A 25,123-nucleotide genomic window follows, 5' to 3' on the forward strand; every position below is an offset into this window, starting at 1 on the left:
CCGGGGCGCGCGCCCCGGCCCCGCTCGGAAAATCAGGCGTTCTTGCGCTCGACGACGACCTTGCTGATCACGATCGGCTCGAGCGGCTTGTCGCCGGGCGCCGTGTCGGCGGTGGCGATCGCGTCCACGACCTTCTTCGAGTCGTCGTCGGCGACCTCACCGAAGATCGTGTGCTTGCGGTTCAGGTGCGGCGTCGGGACCACGGTCACGAAGAACTGCGAACCGTTGGTGCCGTGGCCGAACTGGATGCCGGCGTTCGCCATCGCGAGCAGGTACGGCTTGTCGAACTGGAGCTCCGGGTGGATCTCGTCGTCGAACTGGTACCCGGGCGTGCCGGTGCCGGTGCCGAGCGGGCAGCCGCCCTGGATCATGAACCCGTCGATCACCCGGTGGAAGCCGAGGCCGTCGTAGAACGGCTTGGTGACCGGCTGTCCGGTCTCCGGGTCGGTCCACTCCTTGGTGCCCTCGGCCAGGCCGACGAAGTTGTCCACCGTCTTCGGCGCGTGGTTGGGGAACAACCTGATGACGACGTCGCCCTTGTTCGTCTGCAGGGTCGCGTACAGCTCTTCGGCCACGGGAGTCACTCCTAGTCGGATCACTACGGCTTACCCCTCGATCCTGTCATGTCGGTCCAAGAACCCTGGCATTGACGCGGATGTGTACGGAGAGTGCGGTGGGGGCACAGGGTTATCGGCTCAGGACGTCGTACGATGCAGATGAAGCCGGGTTTGTCCAGAGTCGTCACCAGAAAGAGCCCATGTCGCCGATGGGCGGGAGAGCTGTCCGCGGGGCGGGCGGCACCGAGGAGGGAACCGTGGGTTTGAGGAAGTCCAAGGGCCGGGTCGAGGTCGCGAAGGACCGGGTCAGGCCACTCGCCGAGTCGGCGTCGGAGAAGTTCGGACCGGCCGTAGGCCAGGTCCGTGACCACCTCGGGCCGGCTGTGGGCACCGCACGGGAGAAGGTGTCGCCGTACGCCGAGAAAGCTGTCGAGCGGGGCGCACATCTGGCCCATCAAGCGGTGGAGAAGGCCGGTCCGGTGCTCGACGACGCGCTCGCCAAGGTCGGTCCGGCCACCGAGCACGCAGCCGAGAAGGCCCGTGAGCGGCTGAACGACGACGTACTGCCGAAGGTGACCGCCGCGTTGGCGACCCTGGCAGCCGCCGCCGAACCGGTCGTCGAGGAGACCGCCCGCCGGGGCAAGGCCACCAAGGCCGCGCTGAAGGGTGAGCTCGACCTGCCGAAGAAGAGCCACAAGCTCCGCAACGTGGTGCTGTTCCTGGGTCTCGGTGCGCTGGCCGCGGCAGCAGTCAAGAAGCTGCTGACGCCGCCGGAGCCGGCCTGGCAGTCCACGCCGACCAGCGGTCGCGACTACAGCTCCGCCCCGGCGGGTACGTCGTCGCGCCCGACCGACACCCCGTCGTCCAACGGCAAGACCGACGCCAAGCCGGAGGCCGACACCGCACAGACAGACGCGCCCAAGACCGAAGGCCCGAAGACGGACGGTCCGAAGGCCGACGGTCCCAAGGCCGAGGCTCCGAAGGCGGAGACCAAGCCGGAAGCGGCCAAGGACGAGGTGAAGGCCGCCTCGAACGGCGCCACGAAGAGGACCACCACCAGGAAGTCGACGGGCTCGGGAGACTCCAAGCCCAGCGACTCCTGACACCACCGCAACGGCGAAGGTCCCGAACCCCGGCTGGGGTTCGGGACCTTCGTCTGTCCGGACGTCGCCTTGCGCGAACGACGTCAGTTGACCTGTGGTTCCTGGTCGTCGGACTTCGCGATCGTGTAACGGCCGGCGGACAGCAGTTGGGTGGCGTACCGGTGCGTGATGCACGGGTAGGTACCGCCGCAGCTCAGGCAGACCGCGTCGTTGCGGTGCAGCCAGGGGACGACCTTGAGGCGCTTGGTCCAGGTCAACGGCTCCCGGTCCGGAGCGTGCATCTTCAGCGCCGCGCGGGCGGCGTCCTGGATCTCGGGGGCGGACCATTCCTCGGCGCTCTTGTTCATCAAGGCACTGAGGTCGGGGTGGTGGTGGTCAGTGGTGCGGGCTTTGTTCATTTATATGTGTCTTCCAAGGCAGGTGGGAGGACGCCTTAATCGTTCGCTTCAAACGTTAGTGCCCAGGCGTGGCCACCGCGCCTCGATTCGGCCCTGCTGAGTGTCAGATCTTCGTCAGGTCTCAGGTCCAGAGGGTCTCGAGGGTGACCCGGGCCTCGAGTTCGAGCAGGTGCCGCTTGGTCGGGATCCCGCCGCCGAAACCGACCATCTTTCCGCCGGCGCCGACCACCCGGTGGCAGGGGACGACGATCGCGATCGGGTTCCGGTTGCACGCCGTACCGACGGCGCGGGCAGCGCCTGCGTCGCCGACGATCTTCGCGACGTCGCCGTACGTCTGCATCTCGCCGTACGGGATCCGGGTGAGCTGGGTCCAGACCGCGCGCTCGAAGTCGGAGCCGCTGCGCACCGACAGCGGCAGCGTGAACTCCTGGAGCTCTCCGGCGAAGTACGCCTTCAGTTGCTCGGCGGCCTCGGTCAGCAGCGGGTCATTGCCGAGCGGCCGGTCGGTCGTCCCGAAGTGCAGCCGGCAGAGCCCGGTCTCGTCCACCGCGAGCGTGAGGTCGCCGATCGGCGAGTCGACCACGGACCATTCCATACGACCATCCTCCCTATCCCCACCGACAGTTTCTGGCAGAAATGCGCCACGGAGCGGCCGCGACGTCATGTTCTCGCTCGGTCACGCCCTGTTGTGCTATGTCTGATCCATGCCGAGCCGGGCGTCGCAAGTACCGCAGGACCGGTGGTTCAGTTCCGAGCGGGCCATGGGGATCTCTGCGTCGGTCCTGATCGGACTCGTCACCGTCACCACGTGGTCGACCGCGTGGTCGGACTGGAACCTGTACCGGACCCGCAAGGTGTACGGCGGCGACCCGGACAAACAGGCCGAGGCGGACCTGATCTCCGGCTCGCTCGGGATCGTCGCCGCGCTCGCACTGCTCGCGGCCGCGGTGGTGTTCATCGTCTGGCTGTGGCGGGTCCGCTGGAACGCGGAGATGTTCTGCCGCGGCGAGCACCGGTTCACCCGCGGCTGGGTGCTCGGGTGCTGGCTCGTCCCGGTGGTGAACCTCTGGTACCCGAAGCAGGTCGTCGACGACGTGGTCGCGGCCAGCGACCCGCGGACCGATCCGTTGACCCCGCTGCTCAAGAACGTTCCGGGCACGCATCTGGTCTGGGCCTGGTGGCTGAGCTGGGTGGCCGGCCTGGTCACCGGGAACATCGTGCAAAGAGGTGTTCTCGTCGGCGCGTCGCAGCTGGGAGACCTGCGGACGAACGTCATACTGTCCTCCGTCTCGGCGCTGTTCACCACCGGCGCGGCCGTGCTCGCAGTCATCCTGATCCAGCGGATCGACGAGCTTCAGAGCATGCGTCCGTGGGTGCCGTGGTGGGCGGTCGGGACACCGCACAGTGGCTTCCAACCACCTGCGCGGTAAACCAAACCGTCACGCCCCGTCTTCTCCCTCGTTACCACTGGTGATGGGCGTACGAAAAGAACACGTTAAGTCGACACCCTCCGTGCTGGGGCCGACTGCCCTGGCATACCTACTTCGTGGTATCAATGTGGCTCGGTCACGCGGGGGCAGGGCCAGGCAGAAACGCCGAACAGACGACGGAGTTCCAGCAACGCGAGGGACGCGAGACGTGAGCCACCCGCAGGCATTGATGACTGCTGTCGAGGATCAGGAAGAGTGGCAGCCGCACGCGGCTGAGGAGTTCCAGCAGGTCGGGACGGTCGGGAAGATCGCCATCGGACTGCTCGGGGCGTCGACGGTCACCCACCTGTTGTCCACCTGGTCCGACTGGAACACGTACTCCGTTGTGCACCGCTACCTCGGCGGGATGCCGAACGTCGACGACGCGGACCTGAACCGCGCCGACGCGATCGCCAAGGTCACTGCGATTCCGAACGTGATCATCTCGGTCGCCGCCGCGGTCGTCTTCGTCATCTGGTTGTGGCGGGCCCGGGTCAACTCCGAGGTGTTCTGCCAGGCCGACCACCGCCGCAGCCACGGCTGGGTGCTGGCGAGCTGGTTCTGCCCCGGCCCGAACCTCTGGTACCCGAAGCAGATCGTCGACGACGTCTGGCTCGCCAGCGACCCGAAGACCCCCGTGTACAGCGATGACCTGCGCCGGTTCAGGACGCCGACCCTCACCTCCGTGTGGTGGGTCGCCTGGATCGGCGCTCTCGCGTTCGACGTGGTGGTCCGCCGGTTCCTGATGTGGATGGAAGCCACCGTCGGATCGCTGCGCGGTATCGCCCTGGCCGGTACAGCGTCCCTCGTGCTGACGGTCGTCTCCGCGGTCGCCGCGACGATGGTGATCCGCAAGATCAACCACATGCAGACCACGCGCCGGTGGGTGCCGTGGTGGGACCAGGGCCCGAAGCTCAGCGCCGTCCCGTCGTACGAGGTGACGCAGGTTCCGTCGTACGCGAACGACGACACCGACGAGCAGCCGGCGATCTCCGAGCCGATCGCCGCCGGACCTTCGCTGGGTCTGGTCCGCGAGCCGCAGTTGGAGATGGCCGGTGCCGCGCAGGCGGGCAACCCGTTCGCTCCGACACCGGCCCCGGCACCGCAGGCGCCCGTACAGAACCCGTTCGCGCCGCAGGGCTTCCCGGGTGACGGCGCTGCCGCTCCGGCCGCGTTCGCCGGTGGCCCGGCGTCGGGCGACGCACCGAAGTGGAGCCCGTTCGCCCCGGGTGTCGAGAACTGGCAGGACGACGAGGCCGGTCCGGCGACCGAGCAGTTCAACCCGATCGAGACCTGGCGGGACGAGAAGCCGGTCGAGGAGACGACGTACGAGGCGCCGCAGCAGAGCTGGGAGGACTACCGGAGCTCGGTCACCGCGGACGTGCTGGGTACGACGAGCACGACGAGCAGCTGGCGCGACGAGGCCGCCCCGATGACCGTCGTACAGCCCGACCCGTACGCCTACCAGCCCGAGCCGGAACCGCAGCCCCAGCCGCAGCCCGCCGAGCAGCCGTGGGCGGCGCGCTACTCCGAGCCGTACTCGTACGAGTCCGACTACCTCACCTCGACGGCCTCCCCTGTGGAGGCGCAGACCGCACCCGAGCCTGAGCCCGCCCCTGTTGCGCGCGCTGGCCGCCGGGCCGCTCGGGTCGCGGTCGACAGCCCGTCGGCGATCCAGCCGGCGGTGCCGAACCCCTCGACGCACGCCGCCGAGGAAGAGACCTACTCGTCGTACTCGGACCACAACGTCTACGGGCAGTCCGAGCACACGCAGCCGTCGTCGCACGTGTCCGCGTCGTCCGGCTACTACGAGCCGGCGCCGGCCCCGAGCTACCAGGAGCAGGACGACTTCCTGACCCCGTCGAAGCCGCTCCCGCCGGTGCCGTCGTACGGTCCGGAGCCGACGTACTCCTCCGGTGACAGCTACTCGAGCCAGGAGACGTCGTACACCTCGGACTACGCGTCGTCGTACAACTCCGAGTCCTACAACTCGAGCAACTACGAGTACGACGCCTACAACAGCAACGGCAGCAACGGCGGCTCGGAGTACACCAGCACCGAGTCCTACGAGACCTACAGCCCGAACTACGCCACCGAGTCGTACGGGTCGCAGTACTCGCCGGAGCCGGAGCAGACCGAGTACCAGCAGCAGACGCCGTACGAGCAGCACGAGCAGCAGCCGACCGAGCCCGAGCAGCCGACCAGTCCGCGGACCCAGCCGCGCCGTGGCCGCTGGATCTGATCAGATAGCTGTATGCGTCTAGGATTCGCCACCCTCGGTTGCCCCGGAGCCCCGCTCGAAGATGTCCTGGCGCTTGCCCAGGGCAACAAATTCACCGGTCTGGAGCTACGGGCCGCGCCGGACGAGTTCACGAACACCGGCCTGTCGGCGACGCAGCGCCGTGAGCTGCGGACCCGGATCGAGGACGCCGGCCTGGAGGTCTTCGCGGTCAGCAGCTACGTGAAGCTCTGCGCGGTCGAGGACCAGCCGCTCGAGGAGCACCTCGAACTCGCCGCGGATCTCGGCGCCCTCGGCGTCCGTGTGTTCCCCGGCGACGATCCCGGTGAGGGTACGCCGGACGGCCCGAGCGCCGGTGAGATCCGCGCGCTCGACCGCCTGACGACCGCACCGAAGGACGTCCCGATCCTGCTGGAGACGCACGACTCGCACTCGACCGCCCGGCAGGTCGCCGCGCTCTGTGCGCTGCTCGACACCGACGTCCCCGGCCACAACGTGAAGGCACTCTGGGACACGTCGCACACCTGGTCGCACGGCGAGACCCTGGCCGAGTCGTTCGCCCTGTTGCGCCCGTGGCTCGAGCTCGTCCAGTTCAAGCAGGCCGACTCGCAGCAGGACTACCGCCCGGTCGCGATCGACGCCGGCGACTTCCCGATCCAGGAGCTGCTCACGGTGCTCGACGGCACCGACTACCCGCTCTCACTCGAGTGGGAGCTCAAGTGGCACCCGCAGCTCCCGTCGCTGGCGGAAACGCTGCCTGCCGTTCACACCTGGCTGGGGGCCGGCGAGGTCAAGTAGCGGGCCAGTGTCGGCCCGAGCCAGGCGACCACCTCGTCGTCGGGCATCGTCGCGATCGGCGGGAAGCCGAGGATGTACCGGCAGAGCGCGAAGCCGAGCACCTGACTCGCGACCAGACCGGCCCGTACGTCGGGTTGGTCGACTGCCTGCACCCGTAGCGTGGGCGCGAGTTGCGCCGCGAAGATTCCGCGCATGCGTTCGACCGCGACCTCGTTGGTGACCGCGGTCCGCAGCAACACCCGCAGCGAGTCGTCCACCTCCCAGCGCTCCAGGAAGTGCCGCGCGAGCACCTCCCCCAGCGATTCCAGCGGTACGTCGCCGAAGTCCGGTAACCGGATATCGAACTCGGCTGCCGCCGCGAACAGCTTCTCCTTGCTGCCGTAGTACCGCATCACCATCGCCGGGTCGATCGCCGCGTCCGCCGCGATCGCCCGGATCGTCGCCCGCTCGTACCCGTCCGCGCCGAACCGCTCGCGAGCCGCCGCGAGGATCGCCGCCCTGGTCCGATCGGACTTCTTCTCCGCCATACCCGCAGCATATGCCAACACCTGTTGACTTTTCCCATCCCGACCCCTAACTTAAAAGTCAACACATGTTGACAAAGGAGCGACGATGATTCCCCAGCAGGCAGATATCGTGGTGGTGGGTGCGGGTCCGGTCGGGCTTGCGGTGGCGGTCGGGCTTCGGCTGCACGGACATGACGTAGTGGTCATCGACCAGCTGGCCGCGGGGGCGAACACCTCACGGGCGTGCGTCATCCACCCGCGGACGCTGGAGGTGCTGGAGCAGCTCGGCGTCACCAAGCGGCTCGTCGACCTCGGCCTGGAGCTCGAGGACTTCGCGATCCGCGCCGACGACCGCAAGCTGATCCCGGTCGGCTTCGCGGACCTGCCGACCGACTACCCGTTCGTGACGATGATCCCCCAGCCGGTCACCGAGCAGGTGCTGCTCGAACGCCTCGAGGAGCTCGGCGGTTCAGTACTCCGTCCGTACGCCGCAACCGGCCTGACCCAGACCGCCGACGGCGCCGAGGTCACGCTCGACAGCGGCGACGTGATCAAGGCGCGGTACGTGGTGGCAGCCGACGGCATGAACAGCACGATCCGCGAACTCGCCGGCCTGAAGATGCCCGGCAACACCCTGCAGATCTCCTGCAGCCTGGTCGACGTCCGCGTCGACGGCGGCCTGCCGGTCGACGAGGTCGCGCTGTACTTCGCCTCCGCCGGACTGCTCGTGGTGGTGCCACTGCCGGACGGAAGCTTCCGCCTGGTCGCGGAGATGCACGACGCACCGGAGCACCCCGACCTCGCCTACGCGCAGCGGTTGCTGGCTGACCGTGGTCCGCGCAAGGCGCACCCGAAGGTGACCGAGGTGGTCTGGGGTTCGCGGTTCCGGATCCACGAGCGGGTCGCCGACGCGTACCGCGCGGGCCGCGTCCTGCTGGCCGGCGACGCCGCCCACACGCACAGCCCGGCCGGCGGCCAGGGCATGAACCTCGGCCTACGCGACGCCGTCACTCTGGCGGACGCGCTGTCCACCGCGCTCGCAGGAGACGAGTCGAGCCTCGACGCATACGCCACGAACAGCCGCGCAGAGGCGGTCCGCGTGATCGGCTTGGCACACCGCCTGACCCGCCTCGCCAACGTCCCGCGCCCGATCCGCCCACTACGCAACGCCGTACTCACCCTCGTAGGCAGAGTAAGCAAGACCCAAAACGGCCTAGCGAAACAACTCGCCGGCTTCCCGGAGCGCTAACCGCCGGTCGACTCGCGGATTTCCAAGGTGTGCGGGACGGTGAGGTCGCGGTGGGTGGATCCGCCGTTGCCGGCGATTCGATCGAGGAGGAGGGCGACGGCGTTGTCGGCCAGCCACTCCTTGTCCGGTGAGATCGTGGTCAGGGACGGCGAGTGGTACCGGCCGTCCTCGATGTCGTCGAAGCCCACCACAGCAACGTCCTCCGGCACGCGCAGGCCTGCGTCGGCCAGCGTCCGTAGCGCGCCCAGGGCGAGCAGGTCGTTGAAGCAGAACACCGCGTCCGGCGGCTCCGGCAGTGCCAGCAGTTCCCGCATCGACGCGGCCCCGTCGAGCCGGTGGTACCCGGTCGCGGCGAGCTCGAGCGCAGGGTCGTGCGGCATCCCGGCCCCCTTGAGCGCCTTCCGGTACCCCTTCCGCCGGACCGCGCCGGTACTCGTCCCGCCGACGCCGATCGCCGCGATCCGGTGTCGGCCCAGTGAGATCAGATGCGTGGTGGCGTCGTACGACGCCTGCACCGAGTCGACCGCGACGCGGTCGAACTGGCCGCCGGCCGGTCGTTCGCCGAGCAGGACCAACGGCTTCCCGGTGTCGGCTGAGGTGAGCTTGGCCGGCGCGGTGGCGAGCGGGGAGAAGATGATGCCGTCGATCAACTGTCCGCGCATGCCGTCCAGGACGAACCGCTCGGCGGCGGACTCGCCTTCGGTCTGGTCGATCAGCACGGTGATCCCGCGACGCTTCGCGGCCCGGCTGATCTCGGCTCCGAGCTCGGCGAAGTACGGCGAACCCATCTCCGGGATGGCGAGTGCGATGAAGTCCGAGCGGCCCTTGCGCAGCGAGCGGGCGCTGACGTTCGGCTTGTAGTCCAGCGCGGCGATCGCGGCCTCGACCTTGGCCCGGGTGCGCGCGGTGATGTGCGGGTAGTCGTTGATCACGTTCGAGACGGTCTTCACCGACACACCGGCCCGCGCGGCCACGTCGCTCAGCCTGGTCGCCATCGGAGAACCTCCTGTCGCCGTCCCGTCGCCCGAGTGTGCCATTGCTCAGCCCTTTACACCGATTGTCAATCGTTGTAGACATCCACGTTAAACGTTGTAAACAGTTCGAGGGAGGTCGAGGTGGCGCGTCTCGTCGTGGATCCGGCGTTCGTGGTCGGTGCGGTGGATCGCCGGCTCTTCGGCTCGTTCGTCGAGCACATGGGGCGCTGCGTCTACACCGGGATCTACGAGCCTGGGCATCCCACCGCCGACGCGGACGGGTTCCGGGAGGACGTGCTCGCGCTGGTCCGCGAGCTCGGCGTGACCGCGATCCGCTACCCGGGCGGGAACTTCGTCTCGAACTACGACTGGGAGGACGGCGTCGGGCCGAAGGACAAGCGGCCGCGGCGGCTCGACCTGGCCTGGCGGGCGATCGAGCCGAACCAGTTCGGCACCGACGAGTTCGTCGCCTGGTCGCGCAAGGCCGACGTACAGCCCATCTGGGCGGTCAATCTCGGCACCCGTGGGATCCGTGAGGCCGTCGATCTGCTGGAGTACTGCAACCTGCCGGCCGGCACCGCGCTGGGCGATCGCCGCATCGCGAACGGCAGCCCGGAGCCGCACGACATCCGGATCTGGTGCCTGGGCAACGAAATGGACGGCCCTTGGCAGATCGGCCACAAGACCGCAGAGGAGTACGCGCGGCTCGCGGAGGAGACCGCGAACGCGATGCGCCGCGTCGATCCCGGCCTCGAGCTGGTCGCCTGTGGATCGAGCAACGCCGGTATGCCGACGTTCGGCGACTGGGAACGCATCGTCCTGGAGCGCACCTACGACCTGGTCGACCACATCAGCCTGCACGCGTACTACGAGCCGCGCGACGGCGACCAGGCGAGTTTCCTGGCGGCCGCCGAGGAGATGGACCGGATGATCACCGCGGTGATCGCGACCGCCGACCACGTGAAGGCGCTCAGGCGCAGCGACAAGGAGCTGACGCTGTCCTTCGACGAGTGGAACGTCTGGTACCAGCAGCACTTCCCCGGCGAGCTCGGCCTGCCGATCCGCGAGGTCGGTCCGCTCATCGAGGACACCTACACGGTCGACGACGCGGTGGTCGTCGGCAGCCTGCTGATCACGCTGCTCCGGCACGCCGACCGGGTGAAGATCGCTTGCCTCGCGCAACTGGTGAACGTGATCGGCCCGATCCGCACCGAGCCCGGTGGGCGCGCGTGGCGGCAGACGATCTTCTACCCGTTCGCCCTGACCGCGCAGTACGCCGGTCCGACCGTACTGCGGACCGCGATCACCGGCGGCCCCGAGCTCGACACCACCGCCTTCGGCCGGATCCCGGCCCTCTGGAGCACAGCGACGTACGACGAGAGCACCGGGGAGACCGCGATCTTCGTGGTGAACCGGAGCGAGACCGACAAGATCGACCTGGAAATCCCGGTGACCGGGCGCGTCGTCCGGCACCTGGCTATCTATGACGAGGACCGCTCCGCCGTGAACACGGCGGACGATCCGGACCGGGTGCAGCCCCGGACCGTCGACGCCACCGAGGTCGTCGACGGTGTCTGCCGTGCCACGCTGCCGCCCGCATCGTGGCACCTGATCCAGCTAAGAGGTCACGCGGATGGGTGACGCCTGCTGCGCGCCGTCCCGCGGGCACTGGGCGGCGTTGTCGTCGGTCGCCGGGACTCCGTCCCGTCTCCCTCCTCCGCCTTGCCCAGCACTCCGCGGGACGACGCTCGCGACGGCGCCACCCATCCGCGTGACCTCTAGCAGTTGATTCGAGAGGGGACCCGCCCGTGCCTTCGAAACGACTCCTTGCCGCAGTCCTGACTGTGGCGGCCGTCGCAGCCGGCACCTCCGCTGCGACGGCCGCACCAGTGGTGACCACGACCAACGCCATCAGCTCCAGCTTCGCCGACACCTTCGCCGACCCGTCGATCATCCAGGGCCGCGACGGCTACTGGTACGCGTACGCCACCTCCGATCCACTGGTGGCGAACGGGCCCTTCGGCCTGATGCACATGGCCCGGACCAAGGACTTCAGCTCCTGGGAGTACCTCGGCACGGTCTTCAACGACCAGACGAAGCCGGCCTGGGCCGCACCCGGGTCGTTCTTCTGGGCGCCGGACATCCGGTACTTCGACGGTCACTACGTCATGTACTTCACCGTCACCGACACCGCGGCCAACCCCGGTGGCGATCCCGCGATCGGTGTGGCCACCGCCCCGACCCCAGCGGGCCCGTGGACCGCCACCGGCGGCCCGGTCGTCACTCCGAAACCGGACGGCAACGGCGGGTTCTACGGCACCATCGACCCCGCCATGCTCACCGCCGCGGACGGCAAGCGCTACCTGTACTACGGCGGTTTCTACGGTGGCATCTCCGTCACCGAACTGAGCGCCGACGGCATGCACGCGGTCGGTGAACCGACGCAGGTCACCATCGGCGACCGCTACGAGGGCTCGTACGTCGTCTACCGCGACGGCTGGTACTACTTCATGGGCTCGTCGATGAACTGCTGTGCCGGCCCGACCACCGGGTACTCCGTGTTCGCCGGCCGCTCTCGCTCTCCACGCGGTCCGTTCGTCGACGCCGACGGCGCCGCGCTCACCGACTCCCGCGTCGGTGGTACGACGGTCATCACGCAGAACGGCAACAAGTGGATCGGCCCCGGCCACCACGCGTTCATCACCGACGCGGCCGGTCAGGACCACATCGTCTACCACGCGATCGATCGCGGCACTCCGTGGCTGACGAACCCGTTCGGGATCAACCGGCGGCCGATGCTGATCGACAAGATCGACTGGATCAACGGCTGGCCCCGCACGCGCGCCGGCCTCGGCCCCTCCGAGGGCCCGGTCCCGGCACCGACCACCGGATCGTCGCTGGGCATCGACTCCACCGACCCGGCTTCAGGCATCCAAGGCGCCACCAAACAACCAGGCGACTCACTTGGCGGACCGACCGCCACCATCAAGCGCGCAGCTCAAACCCGGGCCACGGCACCGGCCGGCTCGCTCCGAGTAGAGGCGGATGTCCGACTGGGCAGCTCCTTCACCACGGTCCTGGGCAACCAGGTCGTGGCGACTGTCGCGAACAACCGCGTGACGCTGACGGTCGGCCGCCGTACGACGTCGGCGAAGCTGCCGCCCGACTTCGACCGCACCCAGTGGAACAAGCTGTCCGTGCAGGTCTCCGGATCAACCGTGACAGCACGACTGAACGACGCCGGCCTCGGAGATGTCTACGCGGAGGCACGGCTGGAGGTGCCCGGGCTGAAGCTGAAGGCGGCGCCGGTGCGGTGGCTCGGGTCGGCGGAGGTGGACAACCTGACGATCCGTCCGGTGGCGAAGCCGGTGACGAAGTTGGCCGACGTACCGCGGACTGGTGACCTGTTGTCCGGCGACGACTTCAACGGCCCGCTCGGTGCGGACTGGTCGTGGGTCCGTCAGGACGACAAGGCGACCGTTGCCGACGGCAAGTTGTCGTGGCCATTGGAGAACGCCGACATGACCGGCTCGTCGAACAACGCCGGGTTGCTGTTCCTCACCACACCGGCCGGCAACAGCTGGATCGCCGAGACCAAACTGCACCTCGACACCGGCCAGGACGACGTCCGCAACTACCAGCAGGCCGGCATGATCGCGTACCTGAACGACAGCGACTTCGCCCGGCTCGGCAGCGTCGCGATCTGGAAGACCCGCCAGACGGAGTACGGGCGGGAACTCGTGGCCCGTCCGTCGGACGGCGCGACGTCGTACGGCGCGGCCGCGATCGGGCGCTCGGCGCCGACGTTGTGGATGCGGCTCGCGTACCACCAGAACGCCGCCGGTGAACACGTCTACCGCGCTGCCACGTCGGTGGACGGGAAGAACTGGACCTGGGGCGCGTCCTGGGTGCTGCCGGAAGCGGCTCGCATCGGTCTCTATGCACACGGTGAGTTCACGGGCGCGAACCCGCCGCCGGTCGCGACTTTCGACTACCTGAAGTTCTACGAAAGTGAGTAGATGAAGGTTTACGACGGCAGCTTCGCCGATCCGCAGATCATTGCGGTCGGCAACGACTACTACGCCTTCGCGACCAACGGTCCGCTGGGCAACGTGCAGACGCTGACCTCCCGCGACCTGGTGTCGTGGGAGGCGGTGGGTGACGCGCTGCCGTCGTTGCCGGACTGGACGTCCCCGGGGCGGGTGTGGGCGCCGGAGGTCGCGGTCCACGCGCCCGACCGGTACGTCATGTACTACACCTCACGGGCGGCGGATCGGCAGGCCGTCGGCGTCGCGGTGGCGTCCACCCCCACAGGTCCATATGTCGACAAATCGATGAAGCCGCTGATCAGCCAGGTCGACGAGGGCGGCTCGATCGACGCGTCGCCGTTCCAGGACTCGACCGGCCGGCGCTGGCTGTACTGGAAGAACGACGGCAACGCGATCGGCGTCGACACCTGGATCTACGTGTCCGAGCTGTCCGCGGACGGTCTCACCCTGACCGGTCCGGTGCATCGGCTGATCAAGCAGGACCTGCCGTGGGAGGGCGATCTGGTCGAGGCGCCGTACATGGTCGAGCGGAACGGGAAGTTCCATCTGTTCTACTCCGGCAACGCGTTCGACAAGGCGACGTACGCCGTCGGCCATGCACTGTGCGAGTCGCCGATCGGTCCGTGTGTGAAGACCGGCGACCCCATCCTGAAGTCGAGCCCAGATGCTGCCGGGCCGGGACACAACATGGTGCTCGGCGACTGGTTCGTCTACCACGCCTGGGACCCCGCGCAGGTCGGCACCGACCCGAAGGGCCGCACCATGTGGCTCTCGCACCTGACCTGGGACGGCGACACCCCGATCGTCCAACCACACCTGGCACACAACCCATAACTATCTCGCTCCGTCCCGCATCAAGGTCTATGGAAGAACTAGATCTGGGAGGGACCGTGAAGCGACGCAAAGCTGTCTTCAGTCTGGCCGGGGTGGTGGGGTTGACCGCCGCGAGCTTCGTGCCGTCCGCGCACGCCACGGAAACCGCGGCCGGTGCCGCGACCGAGGCCTGCTCGACGATCGCGGGGTCGGTCACCCCTGCCGGCGCGCAGACCGCCGTCACTGTCACGGCTGGCATGCCGCCGACGATCACCACACCGGCTCCCCTCGGCCCGTCGGTCTTCCCGGCAGGCCAGGTCCGCCTGAGCTCCACGTTCGAAGGCGAGGCCAACCCCGCCGGCACCACCCGCTCCGGCTACGCGGTGGTCGGTGACGCGCTGTACAGCCGGTCCTACAACTTCAATGCGGGGATCGACGAGACCAGCCGGATCGGCGGCGGCTGGTCGAACTTCACGGCGTTCGAGGTTTCGCACTTCGAGCAAGGTAAGACCTGGCACTGGATGGCGTACGCGCTGCGGAACGACGGGACGCTGTTCCGCTGGACCGTCGGCGGAGGCTGGCGCAGTGCCGGGTCGGCGCCCGGCTTCGCGGCGGTCAAGTCGATGGCTCTGATCAGCAAGACCCCGACGTACGACACGTTCCTCGCGAACACGCGCGGCGGTGCGCTCTACACCATCCGCATCCCGATCACCTCGCCGATGAAGCCGATCGTCACGCCGGTCAGGACCAAGACCTGGCAGGGCTTCGAGACGATGATCGCGAGCAAGTGCGGCAACTACGGCACGCTGCTGCTCGGCATCGACAAGGACACCGGGTCCGGCTACGTGTACGCCGTCGGTCACACCAACGGCATGTCGACGGTGATCAACAGCTTCGGCAAGGTCAACGGAACGTTCCCGGATCCGGTCTACTACCGCTGGGGCGTCGTCTGGTACCTCGACCCCCTCAACGGAGACTGATGTGAAGCGGATTCTCGCTGCCGTGGTGACGCTGATCGCCGCGGCAGTCACGGCGCCTACTGCCCAGGCCGCGACGGCCCAGTCATGTTCGCTCGCGCCGGGCTCCGTGCTCGCGAGCGGTGCGCACAACAACGGTGGGATCACGGTCGGCTGGCCACCGCAGAACGTCGGGCAGCCCGGCCCGATCTTCGGCGTCTTCGAGCCAGGACAGGTCCGGCTCAGTACGTCGTTCACGAGCGATGCGTACAGCTGGGGCGCGACCAACCACGGCTGGGTGGTGGAAGGCGACACGCTGTACTACCGCGAGTACACCATCGACCTGATGAACGAGATCATGCCGGACGGGCCGGCCGAGCTGCAGCCGGTGGGCGGCGGTTGGTCGAACTACGCGGCGGTCGAGGTCTCCGAGTTCAGCAACCGGACGACGGCGTACGGGCTGCGCGCTGACGGCACGCTGTTCCGATGGAGCGCCGACCGCTGGCTGTTCAAGAAGACCGGCTCCGCGCCCGGGTTCTCCGCCGTGAAGTCGATGGCGTTGATCAGCAAGACGGCGACGTACGACACCTTCCTGGCGAACACCCGGGGCGGTGCGCTCTACACGATCCGGATCCCGACCACGTCGCCGATGAAGCCGATCGTCAAGCCGGTGCGGACGCGGACCTGGCAGGGCTTCGAGAAGCTGGTCGCGAGCAAGTGCGGCAACTACGGGACGCTCCTGGTCGGCATCGACAAGGACACCCGGACCGCGCACTCGTATGCCGTTGGGCGTGCCAACGGTACGGCGACCGTGATCAACCACCTGAGCGTCTCCGGGCCGAGCTTCAAGGATCCGGTCTACTTCCGCTGGGGCGGTACGCCCGCGATCGACCCCCTCAACGGCGACTGAGGATCTCGGTCAGGATCGTCAGGGCGCGGTGCAGATCGGACGTCGACGGAGTCGCGTAGCCGATCACGAGCCCTGGCGGTCCCGGCACCGTACGGCGGTACTCGGACAGCGGCGCGACCACGACGCCGGCCTCACGGGCCGCGGCCGCGATCCGCTGGTCGTCGGCGTCATCGGGAAGCAGCAGCGTGATGTGCAGTCCCGCGTCCTGGCCGACGACCTGACCGTATGGCGACAGCACCGCGCACGTGTGCGTACGACGGTCCGCGTACAGCCGGCGCCCGCGGCGAACAGCCTGGTCCAGGTACCCGTCGCGGAGCATGGCGAGCATCGCGGCCTGCATCGGCCAGCCGGGCCAGTCGCCGGAGTCGGCCCGGAACGTGGCGAGCCGATCCACCATCGCCTCGGACGCGACCAGCCAGCCGAGACGGAGCGCAGGGCTCAACGTCTTCGACAACGTCCCGAGATGGACGACCAGCTCCAGGTCCAGCTGGGCGAGCGCGGGCAGCGGCGCGACGTCGTACCGGAACTCGCTGTCGTAGTCGTCCTCGATCAGCAGGCTCCCGGTGCGACGTGCCCAGCGGACCAGTTCGTTGCGCCGGGCAACGGGCAGCCGGCCGCCGAGCGGGTACTGGTGCGACGGCGTCACGTAGACGGCGGCAGCGTCGGTCAGCGCGCCGACCTGCAGACCGTCCTCGTCGACCGGGACGTCGACGATCTCGAGCCGGTGGTCGCGGGCGGCGACGACCGCGTTCAGGTACCCGGGGTCCTCGATCGCGATCCGGTCGCCGGGTTGCCGCGTGACCGTGAGCAGCAGCCGCAGCCCGTGGACGGTGCCGTTGGTGACGAGTACGTTCTCCGGGCCGCAGGCGATGCCGCGGACCCGGGCGACGTGGTCCGCGAGGGCAGCGCGCAGCGCGGGAAGGCCGGCCGCGTCGTCGTACCCGCCCGGAGGTGACTGGGTGGACACCTCACGCCACGCTCGCCGCCAGCCCGGATCAGGCGTCGGGGCGATGTACGGGATGCCCGGGCGCAGCGTCAGGAGTTTCGCGTCGGCATCGGGCAGGTGCTGCGTGCGTCGTCGTACGGCGGGTTGCAGCGGGACGACGTCCGTGACGAAGGTCCCGGCGCCGGTCCGCCCCTCGATCCAGCCCTCGGCGTGCAGTTGGTCGTACCCCGCCTGCGTCACAGACCGCGAGACCCCGAGCTCCCGCGCGAGGTCGCGCGTGGACGGCAGCCGATGACCGGCCTGGAGCCGCCCGTCCAGCACCGCCGCCCGGAACTGTTCCGCGAGCTGCAGGTGCAACGGCAGTCCGGCGGCCCGGTCGATCGTCAGCGGCAGCGAAGTCTGCACGACATTAGGATCGCAGTATGACGATGACCGCGGAGGACGTGTCCCGGTTCGAGGGGTCCAGAGGTCGGCTCGAGGCCATCGCGTACCGTCTGCTCGGCTCGGCGAGCGAGGCCGAGGACGCCGTACAGGAGACGTTCCTGCGCTGGCAGGCCACGGACATCGCCCGGATCGAGATCCCCGAGGCGTGGCTGACGAAGGTTCTCACCAACCTCTGCCTCAACCAGCTCTCCTCCGCACGCGCGCGGCGGGAGACGTACGTCGGCCAGTGGCTGCCCGAGCCGCTGCTCGACGGCGACCCCATGCTCGGCCCGGCGGACACCGTCGAACAGCGTGAGTCGGTGTCGTACGCCGTACTCACGCTGATGGAACGGCTGTCGCCGAACGAGCGAGCGGTCTACGTAATGCGGGAGGCGTTCGACTACGCGCACCGGGAGATCGCCGAGATCCTCGAGATCAGCGAGTCCTCCAGCCAGCAGATCTTCCGCCGGGCCAAGCAGCACCTCGCGGACGGACGGGCGCGCACCGAGGTCGACGAGGCCGTGGCGCGGCGGATCGTGGACGAGTTCCTCGCCGCCGCGACCAGCGGCCAGACCGACTCGATCGTGCGGCTGCTCACCGCCGACGCCGTCTCGATCGGCGACGGCGGCGGCAAGGTCGCGGCCCGGACCACCGCGGTCGAAGGCGCGCTCGCGGTCGCCCGCTTCCTGCGCGGCATGTTCAAACCGACCGAGGCGAAGCGCCTGTACATCGGCGGTCAGGCGGAGGTCTACGCCTGGCCGGCCAACAGCGAACCCGCGCTCGTGGTGGTCGTGAACGGCGAGGTCATCGGTGTCATCTGCCCCGAGGTCAGCGCCGACGGTGTGACCGCCGTACGCACCCAGGCGAACCCGGACAAGCTGGCGCGCGCGACCGAACTGTTCGCCGCTTCCGATCACGGGGAACCACTCACGACGATCCTGTGACCTGCTTCACATCGCCTACCTGTCATGAAACGGCGGCCTGCCCGGTTCAAGGGGGACACCGCATCAGACAGGAGTACGAATATGAAGCACCGCATCGTAGTTCTCGGCGCCGGGTACTCCGGAGCCGTCGCCGCCGGCCGTGTCGCCGCCCGGCTGTACCGCGACGAGGTCAGCGTCACGCTCGTGAACGGCGAAGCCGACTTCGTGGAGCGGGTCCGGATGCACGAGGTGGCCACCGGCCGGGACCTCAAGCTGCGCCCGTTCGAGGAGATGTACGCCGGGACCGGCGTCGAACTGAAGCTCGCGAAGGTCACCGGGGTGGACGTCGACCGCAAGACGGTCACGCTGGACTCGGAGGAGTTGGAGTACGACACCCTCGTGTACGCACTCGGCAGCCGGTGGAACCCGCAGGGCGTTCCGGGTGTCGCGGAGCACGCCTACGAGATCGCAAGTCGGCCCGGTGCCCTCCGGCTGCGTGAGCGGCTGACGTCACTGGCCGCCGGACAGACCGTGACCGTGGTCGGTGGCGGCCTGACGGGTGTGGAGTTCGTGACCGAGCTCGCCGAGTCGCGGCCGGATCTCGACGTCGCGCTCGTCGTCCGCGGCGAGCTGGGCGACTGGCTGTCGCCCAAGGGACGCGGGCACCTCCGGAAGGTCGCCGACCGGCTCGGCATCACCGTGCACGAGCACGCCGCAGTGACGAGCGTCGACACGGATCAGCTGACGACGGCAGACAGCGGCGCGATCCCGGCCGCGGTCACGGTGTGGACGGCCGGGTTCGCCGTACACCCGATCGTCGAGTCGACCTCGCTGGAGGTCAGCGACACCGGGCGGATCGTGGTCGACGAGACCATGCGGTCCGTCTCGCACCCGGACGTGTACGCCGTCGGCGACGCGGCGTACGCGATGGGCTCGAAGAACAAGCCGCTGCGGATGTCCTGCGCCTCGGGTCAGCCCATGGCATGGCAGGCGGCCGACTCCATCGCCGCCCGGTTGACCGGTGGCAAGCTCCCGCACGCGCCGCTGTTCTACTTCAACCAGTGCATCTCGCTGGGGCGCAAGGACGGACTGGTCCAGTACGTCACCACCGACGACCGCGCCGTCAACGCGACTCTGCGGGGACGCGTGGCCGCCGTCTACAAGGAGCTGATCTGCAAGGGCGCCGCCTGGGGCACGGAGAACCCGACGATGGGCCTGCCCACCCGGCGCCGTCACGTGATCAACCAGCCCGTCCCGCTGAACGAATGGACTAGCTGATTCGACCCGGAATGGCCCGTGCCACCAGGCCACTCGCAGGTGAACCTAGTTACATGACCACTACGCCGTTGCAGCCGACCGCCCGGACCTCGTTGCGTCGCTCGAAGGAACGTGCCGCCACCGAGCGGCAGGCGCTGTACGACGTACTGCTCGACGGCATGTTCTGCCACCTCGGCGTAGTTCTCGAAGGCGCTCCGCTCGTACTGCCGACGGCGTACGGCGTGGACCTGGACCGCGGACCGGACGGGGAGCTGTACCTGCACGGCTCGGTCGCGGCCCGCAGCGTGGTCGCGGCCCCGGAGCAGACCGTGTGCGTGACCGTCACGCACACCGACGGCTTGGTGCTGGCCCGGTCCGCGTTCCACCACTCGGTGAACTACCGGTCCGCGGTCATCTTCGGCGTACCGCGGCTGGTCACCGATCCGGACGAGAAGCAGCACGCCCTCAACCGGATCGTCGACCACCTCGTCCCCGGCCGGTCGGCCGCCGTCCGGGGACCGAACCGCAAGGAGCTGGCGAAGACCTCGGTGCTCGCGCTCTCCCTCACCGAGGCCTCGGTGAAGACCCGCTCCGGACCCGCCAACGACGACGAGGAGGACCTCGACCTGCCCTACTGGACAGGCGTGATCCCCCTCCAAGTCGTCGCCGGCGAACCGGAGAACAACCCCGACTGCGACCTGATGGTCCCCGCCCACATCCGCAGCCGCGCGAACGTCCTGGGCGCACCGTCCTTCTAGGCGACGGTCCCCTTGTTGTAGCTGGACTGGGCCCAGAAGTACCCGACCACCGCGATCGCCACGCACCAGGCGGCGGCGAGCCAGCCGCTGCTGGCGTCGATCGGCGTACCCAGCAGCAGGTGCCGCAGGCTGTCGATGATCGGGGTGAACGGCTGGTACTCGGCGAACCACCGGATGCCGCTCGGCATCGCCTCCAGCGGGATGAACGTGTTGCTCAGGAACGGCAGCAGCAAGCTGATCGGCAGTACGACGTTGCTCGCACCTTCTGGCGTCTTGCTGGTCAGCCCGAGCGCGATCGCGAACCAGGTCAGGCCGATGGTCAACCCGATCAGCAGCACGGCCGCCAGCAGCCAGTCCCCGATCGACGCGTTCGGGCGGAACCCGATCAGAACCGCGAAGCCGACCACCAGGGCCAGGCTGACGATCGTCACGAGCACGTTGCCCAGCACGTGTCCGGTCAACACGGCCGGCCGGAAGATCGCCATCGTCCGGAACCTGGCCACGATGCCCTCGGACATGTCCATGCAGACGGCGACCGCGGGCGACATCGTCCCGGACGCGATCGACATCAGCAGGATGCCTGGGGTCAGGAAGTCGATGTAGTCGACCCCTCCTGCGCCGCCGAGCCCAGCCGAGAAGGTGTCGCCGAAGATCAGGCCGAACAGCAGGATCATGATCACCGGCATCCCGAGGGCGCCGAGCGACAGGCCGGGGTACCGCTGGGCGTGCCGCAGGTTGCGGCGCAGCATGGTGCCGATGTCGGCCATCGGCCGGATCCGGACGGTTGCGGTAGCGCTCATCGTGCGGTCACCTCTTCGGACTTGGGCTGACCGGTGACGGCGAAGAACACGTCGTCCAGGTCGGGGGTGTGGACAGTCAGTTCGTCGACCTCGAGCGAGGCGTCGTCGATCCGGGCCAGCAGGTCGCGCAGCGCGTGCACGCTGCCGTCGTTCGGTACCTGCAGAACCAGTGCTTCGGGATTCGGTACGGCGGTCGGCAGCACCTGACCGGCGAGCGTGAACTCCTCCGGTGAGGTGAACCGCAGCCGGATGTGTCCGCCCGGTGCGAGTCGTTTGAGTTCTTCCGCCGTACCTTGGGCGACCAGTCGCCCGTGGTCGAGGACTGCGATCCGGTCGGCGAGCTGATCGGCTTCTTCCAGGTACTGCGTGGTGAGCAGGACCGTGACGCCGCCGGCGACGAGTTCGCGGATCAAGGTCCACATGCGATGCCGGCTGCGCGGGTCGAGACCGGTGGTCGGCTCGTCCAGGAAGATGATCTGCGGGCTCCCGACCAGCGTCATCGCCAGATCGAGCCGGCGCTTCATACCGCCGGAGTACGTCGACGCGAGCTTCTTGCCGGCCTCCGCCAGGTCGAACTGCTCGAGCAGCTCGTCGGCCCGGCGGCGGGCCTCCTGCTTGCCGAGGTGGTGCAGATCGGCCATCAGGATCAGGTTCTCGCGGCCGGTCATCAGGCCGTCGACCGCGGAGAACTGGCCGGTGACGCCGATCGCGGCACGGACCGCTTCGGGCGACTGGTGCAGGTCGTGGCCGGCCACCCGGATCTCGCCGGCGTCGGCGGCGACCAGGGTGGACAGGATCTGCACCGCGGTGGTCTTGCCGGCGCCGTTCGGGCCGAGCAGGGAAAAGATGGTGCCTTCGGCAACGTTCAGGTCGATGCCGTCGAGCACGAGTTTCTCGCCGTAGGACTTGCGTAGTCCGCGGACGTCGATCGCTGCTGACATGAGGGATCCTTGGGTGATTTCGGGCAGGGTGAACCTGACCCGGGTGGTTGACGGGTCTGCGGGAGGAGGATTCGGGCGTGCCTCACCAGCCGAACGGCCTGGCGGCGTTCGGTGGTGGGTGAGGTTCAGTTAGATGTCGAGATCCTCGACCGCCGGCTGATCGGCGGCCTCCTCGACGAGTTGGTAGAGGTCCTCGGGGATCAGTTCGCGGAGCTCGTCGACCGTGTCCACGACGTGCAGGGTGGCCTCGCCCTGCGCCATGCTCCAGGACTGGTCGGAGCTCCAGTTGCCGACCCAGGAACGCCACCCGGTGAGGAAGCGCTCGTCGTCGGCGTTCTGCTTGAACTGGCTGCGGCGGTCCGCGTGCAGGACGAACTTGCCGGTCCGGCTGCGGTAGACCTTGAAGGCCTCGTACCCGGTACTGCTCGACCGGCCGCCTTCGGCGAGCAGTACGCCGGAGAACCGTTGCTTGCGGCCGGTGCCCCGGCCCACCCGCACGGTGATCTCCTCGTACCCCTCGAACCGGCCCTCTTCCATCTCGACGTACTTGCGCAGTGCGATCGAGATCGCCGAGGACAGGTTCCCGGCCAGTTCCTGGGCCCGCTTGTACAGCGCCAGGTCGTCGTCGGACACATAGATCGTCTTGTTCGGCATCGCTTGTCTCCTCCTACGTAGAACTATACGCACACGGGTGCGCACATGTCTACGTATATCCCTACGTAGAAGGAGACGGCCGCGACGGGATCCGTCGCGGCCGCCTCTGAGTGGCTGTCTACTTGGGTGAGTACAGCCAGGGGTGCTCGAGGTCGTAGAACGTCGGCGGGCCGGAGGCGAGGCTGTTCATCTCGTCCATCTCCGCCTTCAGTTCCGGTGGCACCTCTTTCCGTTCGCCTTCGCGGGCCTCGGCCTCGGTGGTGAAGTACATCGCCATCGTGTAGTCGCCGCTGCCGTACATGGCGACCTCACTGCCGAGCATGTCGGGCCGGAACGCGGCCCATTCGTCGCGGTGCTGACCCATCAGCTCCCGTGCGCGCTCCGGGTTGCTGCCGGCGCCCTGCATCACCTGGACGAATCCGGCAGCGTCCGGGTCGCCCTGCGTGTCGAGGACCACGTCCTCCGTGTCGTGGAAGGTGGCTCCGTCGCTGAGCAGCGACGAGAACTCGTGCCACCACTTGTCCTGCGCCGGGCTGTCGCTGTTCCGCCGTGCGGCGTCGGCGGAGTCGAAACGAGCCAGCGCGATGAACTTGCCGTCCGAAGTGACACCGGCGGTGGTCCCCAGCCAGCCGGACGCCTCGGGCGCCAGTTCTTCCATCCACCGATCCATCGCCGTGTGGGCCTGCTCGGCATCGGTGACCTGCCCCTGAATGACCTGAACGAACATCTGAGAACCCTCCCTGTCTCGCGAATCGTTCACTGGCGATTTCGACGTTACGCCCGGCTGTTCCCGGCGTCGACGGCGTCAGTCGTGACGGTTCGCTGACGGCTGGTAGCGCGTGCCCGGGCGAGCATCAGCAGACTCGCGAGCACGCCGGTGGCGCCGAGGGTGGTCAGACGTACGTCGGCGTTCCACAGGCCGAAGACGAGCCAGCAGGACAGCTCGCCGAGGACCAGCGCCCAGGTGGCCGAAGAGATCCCCGACGGGCGCGCGGTTCGGTACGCCGTCCACAGCGAAGGCGTCACCTGGACAATCGAGGCGGCGGCGAGCAGGGTGCCCAATCCGATGCGGCCGCCGACGATCGCGCCGGCCGCGAGCAGTCCGGCCCAGCCTGCGATCCAGCCGACGGCGCGTGCGTTCAGCGCTCCACGGCGTACCAGCATCACCGAGAGGGTGCCGGCGAGCGTTGCCGCGGCGGTGGAGGGCAGGCTCGCGGTCCAGTAGCCCGATGCCATGAAGTAGCCGAACCACGCCGCGTTGTTGATGCTCGTCAGCGTCGCCCAGGACCAGGAGACACCGGCCGTGTCACCGGTCCGGCGCAGCTTGAGGATCTGCGGAAGGTACTGCGGGATGCCGAAGCAGGCGGCAATGATGGGCAGGAGGTCGAGCATGGCGCAAGATTACTGCTGAATCGCCGACGGATTCGTGCAACTTCGTGCCGCTCGGATCCGTTGGGGGATAAGATCTTTGCCGTGGACACCATTGATCGCAATATTCTTGCTGTGCTCCAGGAAGACGGTCGGCTGACGGTCACCGAGCTCGCGCAGCGGGTCGGGTTGAGTGCTGCGCCCTGTCATCGGCGGTTGCGGGAGCTCGAGCGGGCCAAGGTGATCCGTGGGTACCGCGCGGTCGTCGACGGAGCCGCGGTCGGGCACGGGTTCGAGGTGCTGCTGGCGGTGACGATGGACCGGGAGGAATCGGTCGCCGGGTTCGAAGCCGGGCTGGCCGAGATCCCCGAGGTGGTGCAGGCCGAGCGGCTGTTCGGGGAACCGGACTACTTCGTCAGGGTGGTCACCGCGGACATCGCCGCGTTCCAGAAACTGCGCGACGAGCGGCTGGCGCGACTGCCCGGCGTGCAGCGCCTGACATCCACAATCGTGATGAAGAAGGTCGTGGACAACCGCCCGCTGCCAACCTGAACGATGTGGAAACAGCCTCGCTCAAACCCGACTTATCCACAGATTTGAGCGAGTTTCGGTCGCTTTCAGTGGAGAACTATCTCCCAACCTGGGGATAACTCACCAGAATCGGTGTGCACAACTGGGGATACGGGTGTGGATAACTCCGTCAGACCCACTGGGTGGAGACGATGAAGCCGACGGCGATCAGGCCCATGCCGATCAGCAGGTTCCAGTTGTTGAGGTCCTTCATCACGGGGATGTCCGTGCCCGCCACGTAGAAGACGACCAGCCAGGCGAGGCCGAGCAGCCAGCACGCCAGCATCAGTGGCGCGACCCACACGCGACCGGTGGTACGCGGCTTCCTCGGGGTCTTCTCGGCCTTGACCTTCTCGGTCTTCTTCTTGGGGCGACTGCTCGACTCGGGCACGACTGAACTCCTTGTAAGGACGGACGCATAAGCTGACCGCGAGGACCTGGTGCGGGTCCGGTCCGGGTTAG

26 protein-coding genes are annotated in these 25,123 nt (G+C 68.3%); 14 read left to right on the plus strand and 12 right to left on the minus strand.

The features are described from left to right. Window positions 1-32: 32 nt before the first annotated feature. The gene (locus OHB24_RS11380; RefSeq protein WP_442913965.1) at window positions 33-575 is read right to left on the minus strand and encodes a peptidylprolyl isomerase; all 543 of its coding nucleotides are present in this window, start codon (window positions 573-575) and stop codon (window positions 33-35) included. A 239-nt stretch (window positions 576-814) separates the two neighbouring features. On the opposite strand from OHB24_RS11380, the gene OHB24_RS11385 reads away from it, so the two are divergent. Continuing rightward, a complete protein-coding gene (locus OHB24_RS11385; RefSeq protein ID WP_327638939.1) occupies window positions 815-1,660 on the plus strand; it encodes a hypothetical protein in 846 nt (281 codons plus the stop codon). Between the two features lie 83 nt (window positions 1,661-1,743). On the opposite strand, the gene OHB24_RS11390 is transcribed toward OHB24_RS11385, so the two are convergent. Both OHB24_RS11390 and OHB24_RS11395 read right to left on the minus strand, forming a co-directional pair. Further along, on the minus strand, window positions 1,744-2,058 hold the full coding sequence (locus tag OHB24_RS11390) for a hypothetical protein (RefSeq protein ID WP_327638940.1): 315 nt from the start codon (window positions 2,056-2,058) through the stop codon (window positions 1,744-1,746). Window positions 2,059-2,179: 121 nt separating this feature from the next. Then, window positions 2,180-2,653, minus strand: a complete 474-nt coding sequence (locus OHB24_RS11395) for a methylated-DNA--[protein]-cysteine S-methyltransferase (RefSeq protein ID WP_327638941.1) — start codon at window positions 2,651-2,653, stop codon at window positions 2,180-2,182. A 166-nt stretch (window positions 2,654-2,819) separates the two neighbouring features. Between OHB24_RS11395 and OHB24_RS11400 the strand changes: the two genes are divergently transcribed. The 3 genes from OHB24_RS11400 to OHB24_RS11410 all read left to right on the plus strand — a co-directional run bounded on the left by OHB24_RS11400 (window position 2,820) and on the right by OHB24_RS11410 (window position 6,564). Then, window positions 2,820-3,488, plus strand: coding sequence for a DUF4328 domain-containing protein (locus OHB24_RS11400; RefSeq protein WP_327638942.1), 669 nt, complete (start codon window positions 2,820-2,822; stop codon window positions 3,486-3,488). A 229-nt stretch (window positions 3,489-3,717) separates the two neighbouring features. Further along, window positions 3,718-5,769 (plus strand): DUF4328 domain-containing protein, encoded by a 2,052-nt coding sequence (locus tag OHB24_RS11405; protein WP_327638943.1) that lies wholly within the window; start codon window positions 3,718-3,720, stop codon window positions 5,767-5,769. A gap of 12 nt (window positions 5,770-5,781) precedes the next feature. Further along, the gene (locus OHB24_RS11410; RefSeq protein WP_327638944.1) at window positions 5,782-6,564 is read left to right on the plus strand and encodes a sugar phosphate isomerase/epimerase family protein; all 783 of its coding nucleotides are present in this window, start codon (window positions 5,782-5,784) and stop codon (window positions 6,562-6,564) included. Here OHB24_RS11410 and OHB24_RS11415 read toward each other — a convergent pair. Further along, window positions 6,531-7,091: a TetR/AcrR family transcriptional regulator gene (locus tag OHB24_RS11415; RefSeq protein ID WP_327638945.1), complete on the minus strand. Its 561-nt coding sequence runs from the start codon at window positions 7,089-7,091 to the stop codon at window positions 6,531-6,533. The two genes, OHB24_RS11410 and OHB24_RS11415, sit on opposite strands and share 34 nt — an antisense overlap. Before the next feature lie 85 nt (window positions 7,092-7,176). On the opposite strand from OHB24_RS11415, the gene OHB24_RS11420 reads away from it, so the two are divergent. Further along, window positions 7,177-8,319 (plus strand): FAD-dependent oxidoreductase, encoded by a 1,143-nt coding sequence (locus OHB24_RS11420; RefSeq protein ID WP_327638946.1) that lies wholly within the window; start codon window positions 7,177-7,179, stop codon window positions 8,317-8,319. Here OHB24_RS11420 and OHB24_RS11425 read toward each other — a convergent pair. Continuing rightward, window positions 8,316-9,314, minus strand: a complete 999-nt coding sequence (locus tag OHB24_RS11425) for a LacI family DNA-binding transcriptional regulator (RefSeq protein WP_327638947.1) — start codon at window positions 9,312-9,314, stop codon at window positions 8,316-8,318. The genes OHB24_RS11420 and OHB24_RS11425 overlap by 4 nt on opposite strands. Window positions 9,315-9,434: 120 nt before the next feature. Between OHB24_RS11425 and arfA the strand changes: the two genes are divergently transcribed. From arfA to OHB24_RS11450, 5 genes are all read left to right on the plus strand, one after another. Continuing rightward, window positions 9,435-10,934 (plus strand): arabinosylfuranosidase ArfA, encoded by a 1,500-nt coding sequence (gene arfA, locus OHB24_RS11430; RefSeq protein ID WP_327638948.1) that lies wholly within the window; start codon window positions 9,435-9,437, stop codon window positions 10,932-10,934. Window positions 10,935-11,101: 167 nt separating this feature from the next. Beyond that, a complete protein-coding gene (locus OHB24_RS11435; protein WP_327638949.1) occupies window positions 11,102-13,312 on the plus strand; it encodes a family 43 glycosylhydrolase in 2,211 nt (736 codons plus the stop codon). After that, window positions 13,313-14,176, plus strand: a complete 864-nt coding sequence (locus tag OHB24_RS11440) for a glycoside hydrolase family 43 protein (protein ID WP_327638950.1) — start codon at window positions 13,313-13,315, stop codon at window positions 14,174-14,176. 56 nt (window positions 14,177-14,232) lie between these two features. Then, a complete protein-coding gene (locus OHB24_RS11445; RefSeq protein ID WP_327638951.1) occupies window positions 14,233-15,135 on the plus strand; it encodes a hypothetical protein in 903 nt (300 codons plus the stop codon). 1 nt (window position 15,136) lies between these two features. After that, window positions 15,137-16,021: a hypothetical protein gene (locus OHB24_RS11450; RefSeq protein ID WP_327638953.1), complete on the plus strand. Its 885-nt coding sequence runs from the start codon at window positions 15,137-15,139 to the stop codon at window positions 16,019-16,021. On the opposite strand, the gene pdxR is transcribed toward OHB24_RS11450, so the two are convergent. Then, complete coding sequence (gene pdxR, locus OHB24_RS11455; RefSeq protein WP_327638954.1) at window positions 16,008-17,372, minus strand: MocR-like pyridoxine biosynthesis transcription factor PdxR; 1,365 nt, start codon at window positions 17,370-17,372, stop codon at window positions 16,008-16,010. The two genes, OHB24_RS11450 and pdxR, sit on opposite strands and share 14 nt — an antisense overlap. A 17-nt stretch (window positions 17,373-17,389) precedes the next feature. Between pdxR and sigJ the strand changes: the two genes are divergently transcribed. The 3 genes from sigJ to OHB24_RS11470 all read left to right on the plus strand — a co-directional run bounded on the left by sigJ (window position 17,390) and on the right by OHB24_RS11470 (window position 20,328). Then, window positions 17,390-18,334: an RNA polymerase sigma factor SigJ gene (sigJ, locus tag OHB24_RS11460; protein WP_327638955.1), complete on the plus strand. Its 945-nt coding sequence runs from the start codon at window positions 17,390-17,392 to the stop codon at window positions 18,332-18,334. Between the two features lie 81 nt (window positions 18,335-18,415). After that, the gene (locus OHB24_RS11465; RefSeq protein WP_327638956.1) at window positions 18,416-19,591 is read left to right on the plus strand and encodes an NAD(P)/FAD-dependent oxidoreductase; all 1,176 of its coding nucleotides are present in this window, start codon (window positions 18,416-18,418) and stop codon (window positions 19,589-19,591) included. Between the two features lie 53 nt (window positions 19,592-19,644). Further along, window positions 19,645-20,328 (plus strand): pyridoxamine 5'-phosphate oxidase family protein, encoded by a 684-nt coding sequence (locus OHB24_RS11470; protein ID WP_327638957.1) that lies wholly within the window; start codon window positions 19,645-19,647, stop codon window positions 20,326-20,328. Here OHB24_RS11470 and OHB24_RS11475 read toward each other — a convergent pair. From OHB24_RS11475 to OHB24_RS11495, 5 genes are all read right to left on the minus strand, one after another. Continuing rightward, complete coding sequence (locus OHB24_RS11475; protein WP_327638958.1) at window positions 20,325-21,128, minus strand: ABC transporter permease; 804 nt, start codon at window positions 21,126-21,128, stop codon at window positions 20,325-20,327. The two genes, OHB24_RS11470 and OHB24_RS11475, sit on opposite strands and share 4 nt — an antisense overlap. Continuing rightward, window positions 21,125-22,069 carry an ATP-binding cassette domain-containing protein gene (locus OHB24_RS11480; RefSeq protein WP_131336829.1) on the minus strand — a complete coding sequence of 315 codons (945 nt, stop codon included), beginning with the start codon at window positions 22,067-22,069 and terminating at the stop codon, window positions 21,125-21,127. Before OHB24_RS11480 ends, OHB24_RS11475 begins: the two co-directional genes overlap by 4 nt. Window positions 22,070-22,198: 129 nt before the next feature. Beyond that, a complete protein-coding gene (locus OHB24_RS11485) occupies window positions 22,199-22,723 on the minus strand; it encodes an EXLDI protein (protein WP_327638959.1) in 525 nt (174 codons plus the stop codon). 118 nt (window positions 22,724-22,841) lie between these two features. Continuing rightward, complete coding sequence (locus tag OHB24_RS11490) at window positions 22,842-23,450, minus strand: hypothetical protein (RefSeq protein WP_327638960.1); 609 nt, start codon at window positions 23,448-23,450, stop codon at window positions 22,842-22,844. Between the two features lie 47 nt (window positions 23,451-23,497). Next, window positions 23,498-24,115, minus strand: a complete 618-nt coding sequence (locus OHB24_RS11495; protein ID WP_327638961.1) for a PQ-loop domain-containing transporter — start codon at window positions 24,113-24,115, stop codon at window positions 23,498-23,500. 81 nt (window positions 24,116-24,196) lie between these two features. Here OHB24_RS11495 and OHB24_RS11500 point away from each other — a divergent pair, with 81 nt between their 5' ends. Then, on the plus strand, window positions 24,197-24,643 hold the full coding sequence (locus tag OHB24_RS11500) for an Lrp/AsnC family transcriptional regulator (RefSeq protein WP_327638962.1): 447 nt from the start codon (window positions 24,197-24,199) through the stop codon (window positions 24,641-24,643). Window positions 24,644-24,791: 148 nt separating this feature from the next. Here OHB24_RS11500 and OHB24_RS11505 read toward each other — a convergent pair whose 3' ends face one another. Continuing rightward, on the minus strand, window positions 24,792-25,052 hold the full coding sequence (locus OHB24_RS11505; protein ID WP_327638963.1) for a cell division protein CrgA: 261 nt from the start codon (window positions 25,050-25,052) through the stop codon (window positions 24,792-24,794). Window positions 25,053-25,123 lie beyond the last annotated feature (71 nt).

It is taken from the genome of Kribbella sp. NBC_00482, from assembly GCF_036013725.1.
Classification (GTDB): Bacteria; Actinomycetota; Actinomycetes; order Propionibacteriales; family Kribbellaceae; genus Kribbella.

Coding starts and splice junctions, on each gene's coding strand:
- OHB24_RS11400 (WP_327638942.1), top strand. CDS start 2,820: ATGGGGATCTCTGCGTCGGTCCTGATCGGACTCGTCACCGTCACCACG.
- OHB24_RS11470 (WP_327638957.1), top strand. CDS start 19,645: ATGACCACTACGCCGTTGCAGCCGACCGCCCGGACCTCGTTGCGTCGC.
- OHB24_RS11490 (WP_327638960.1), bottom strand. CDS start 23,450: ATGTTCGTTCAGGTCATTCAGGGGCAGGTCACCGATGCCGAGCAGGCC.
- OHB24_RS11480 (WP_131336829.1), bottom strand. CDS start 22,069: ATGTCAGCAGCGATCGACGTCCGCGGACTACGCAAGTCCTACGGCGAG.
- OHB24_RS11390 (WP_327638940.1), bottom strand. CDS start 2,058: ATGAACAAAGCCCGCACCACTGACCACCACCACCCCGACCTCAGTGCC.
- OHB24_RS11425 (WP_327638947.1), bottom strand. CDS start 9,314: ATGGCGACCAGGCTGAGCGACGTGGCCGCGCGGGCCGGTGTGTCGGTG.
- OHB24_RS11475 (WP_327638958.1), bottom strand. CDS start 21,128: ATGAGCGCTACCGCAACCGTCCGGATCCGGCCGATGGCCGACATCGGC.
- OHB24_RS11420 (WP_327638946.1), top strand. CDS start 7,177: ATGATTCCCCAGCAGGCAGATATCGTGGTGGTGGGTGCGGGTCCGGTC.
- OHB24_RS11405 (WP_327638943.1), top strand. CDS start 3,718: ATGACTGCTGTCGAGGATCAGGAAGAGTGGCAGCCGCACGCGGCTGAG.
- OHB24_RS11410 (WP_327638944.1), top strand. CDS start 5,782: ATGCGTCTAGGATTCGCCACCCTCGGTTGCCCCGGAGCCCCGCTCGAA.
- sigJ (WP_327638955.1), top strand. CDS start 17,390: ATGACGATGACCGCGGAGGACGTGTCCCGGTTCGAGGGGTCCAGAGGT.
- OHB24_RS11465 (WP_327638956.1), top strand. CDS start 18,416: ATGAAGCACCGCATCGTAGTTCTCGGCGCCGGGTACTCCGGAGCCGTC.
- OHB24_RS11495 (WP_327638961.1), bottom strand. CDS start 24,115: ATGCTCGACCTCCTGCCCATCATTGCCGCCTGCTTCGGCATCCCGCAG.
- OHB24_RS11415 (WP_327638945.1), bottom strand. CDS start 7,091: ATGGCGGAGAAGAAGTCCGATCGGACCAGGGCGGCGATCCTCGCGGCG.
- OHB24_RS11440 (WP_327638950.1), top strand. CDS start 13,313: ATGAAGGTTTACGACGGCAGCTTCGCCGATCCGCAGATCATTGCGGTC.
- OHB24_RS11395 (WP_327638941.1), bottom strand. CDS start 2,653: ATGGAATGGTCCGTGGTCGACTCGCCGATCGGCGACCTCACGCTCGCG.
- OHB24_RS11485 (WP_327638959.1), bottom strand. CDS start 22,723: ATGCCGAACAAGACGATCTATGTGTCCGACGACGACCTGGCGCTGTAC.